The organism is Glaciecola sp. SC05, from assembly GCF_041380235.1.
GTDB lineage: Bacteria > Pseudomonadota > Gammaproteobacteria > Enterobacterales > Alteromonadaceae > Glaciecola.
The window spans coordinates 1-2,809 of the sequence record NZ_JBGIYY010000038.1 but is presented as its reverse complement, the minus strand read 5'-3'; the positions used below and the strand labels follow the sequence as shown (position 1 = coordinate 2,809).

Annotated in this window: 1 protein-coding gene and 1 pseudogene; both read left to right on the top strand. The window is 38.4% G+C overall.

From position 1 onward, the window contains the following. Positions 1-204: pseudogene (locus tag AB9H30_RS19195) on the top strand (IS91 family transposase); the annotation flags it as partial. Between the two features lie 819 nt (positions 205-1,023). Then, on the top strand, positions 1,024-2,658 hold the full coding sequence (locus AB9H30_RS19190; RefSeq protein WP_371196404.1) for a hypothetical protein: 1,635 nt from the start codon (positions 1,024-1,026) through the stop codon (positions 2,656-2,658). Positions 2,659-2,809 lie beyond the last annotated feature (151 nt).

The window sequence follows — 2,809 nt, the reverse complement described above, 5'->3', positions numbered from 1 at the left end:
GAATGCGAAAAATGCCAAAAGCGCAATGTAAGGATAATTGCCTGCATCATTGATACAGTTGTTATTCAAAAAATATTGAAGCATTTAGATAAAAAGTACCCAACTTCTAAACAAATAAAACTGTTACCACCTCTGCGTGCGCCACCTGATGAACAATACGGAAACGATTTCACTATTCAACGAGGCTTCAATTTTGGGGCGTAGGCTCCGCTGCAAGACTAAAGAGAAACGCTATTAAATGGCGGGGCCATTGGCGCTCTAATTACCCTTTTCCTGTACAAATGGCCTGTTTACGCATGAGATTACAGACTAACAAACCTTACAAAGCTTCCACAATTAGACATTGCAACAGACCAATCTAGTCAATAAGACACCTGTTACAGGGAGTAGCAAATAGCTTTAATCCGTCTTATACTCAGAGCACCGCCACTTAAGGCTGCTGAGCAAACGACAATGTTTGATGATCTCATCATCCAAAGCGACTTTGACTTTGGTGCGTGACATAAAAGAAACATCATGATGCTTGAATATTCCATATTCTGAGGCAAGGCGCTTAGCATCTCACTATCCAGATTTCAGCAGTAACAGCCAGATTATGTGTTCACCCCAACGACAAAGATTTCGCTAATTTCCCCAACGCAACAAATAAGCAAACGCGAAACTACCCTCAAATACAGCTGTCACCGAGGCTAGTCGATAGCGTTAATCTATCCTATACTCTTACGGTTTTTATACGTTATTTAGAAATAAATCAGAGGCATAAGGATGCAACATAATCTTAAAATTGCTAGTCAGTTTACATGCTTAAAATTATTGGCTTTGCTGATTGTAAGTACATTAATTTGCGGTATATTCAACAAAGCGAATGCCGAGAGCATCAATATGGAGCCTGACCAAAACTTACCTGCTTTCCTAAAAATAAACGCAAACATTATCCCCTATGCTTCACAAAATTTTGCTCCCGCTTCTATCGATAACATATGGCAACTAGACACTTTTCCAAATAACAACAGTGTGTCTTTTGTGCCTAACGGTGCTTGGGACGATTTATCAGAGAATGTGAAAGCCGTATTGAGGCAATCAAAAGCGCTTCGTAAGTCTGGTAACGAACAAGAAGCAAAAGCACTTTTAGAATCTATTTTAGACGAGTATTCTGCCGGAAATATTGAGCATAGTATTGGTAATTTGTATTTAAATAATACCGGTGATATTCCAACAAACAGAGAGCTCGGACTAGAATGGATACTCAAAGCTGCGATGAAAAAACCTTCATTATTTGTGTATCTCGGTTCTCAAAAAGAATTCGATAGCCTCGCGGTTTGGACTTATGGCTTATCTAGAGGTTGTACTGGTTGCTTTAGATCTATAGAAATACGCTTAGATTATTTACAAAAGACATCAAAAAATAAAGAAACGTTCAACAATATTATAAGCCAAGACTTAATGCTTAAATACAGCATATTCGCGTTAGAGGCTGGTGTAGCGCAAGCATTGCCAACACTTTCAAAATTAATAAGCGAGGCTGAAAAATATCCTGAAAGATACAACAAAGAGTCTCATGCACTTATTGCAACAATGACTAACGAGGCGAAGCGCCACGCAGGCGAAGCATTAATTTTTGGTTTACCAAAAGCAGTCAAAACAATCAGCAAAAGTGGTTTTATTCCTCAACGAATAAAAACTGCCGCATTAAAAATTGAAAATAATGACCCCCAAACCGCATTAAAGCTACTCGCTGTTAATAGTGAAACCAGTGAGTTTTTACCTGTTGTTATTAATAAATTAATGAATACTTACCAAGATATAGATGCTAACAATACGGCTTTTAATACGCTTGTGTTAAAAACAGTAAACGCCGGCGATCCAAGACATGCCGCGACAGCAGCTGCGATTCAAAAGTATCGATTAAATAGATTTGCAAGAAGTGGGAATGGTCATCGCACAATAAACGGAGGTGGCTATGGGTATGCCTCAGCAGAAACCTACCAGCGCTTTGGCGAATATAACTACACCATTACCTCTGCAACTACATTGTTTTTAAATAAACCACGCCCAAAGGGCTCAGCAATAGATATATATAATAGCGCGTCAAAATGCGTATTTGACGCGCTTAAGTATGACTTGGATTTTGCCAAAGCCTCGGCTGTATTTCGGTGTAAAAATTTAGTAAATAGCGTTTGGGAAACAAGTTCAACTGCGCTTGACATTGGCGGTTTAAATGAAGAAATGTACCGACATTTAATTCAACAAGTTAAAATCACCAAAATGGAGATGAATGAAAAAGAGATTCGCGAAGAGGCAGAGAGGCTTAACGCAAGAACCCTTAAAATTGGAAAAGAAATGATACAACGTGAACGCGACTCTTATAAAAGACTAGGCTTAAAGCCAAAACCATTTGAAAATTATTTCGAATTGATGGAAAAAGCTTCATCTATATATGAGAACGCTAAATTGAGTGCATCGTTTGAACGTCCAAACTTTATTCGCAACAGGCCTATTACGGCGACTGACATGCAAGCTTTTTACGATGATTATTTAAGACGTAAAAAGGATATAGAAGACGGAACTGCAGGAAAATATTTCGGACCAAAAGAAGAAGCAGAGATATGTAACATTTGGTCTTTTAAATTACTACCTGTTTGCGACAATACGAATTGATTTGACTTACACACCGATAAGCTAAAAGAGCGATGGTGCTTGTTATCTTATTGTTTCAGTATCTTTAGAATAATGAGGGACTCTATAACGCAAGCAATGATGCGCGGGTTTTACCAATAAACAAAAACAAGCTAAAACGGGCGCCGTTACC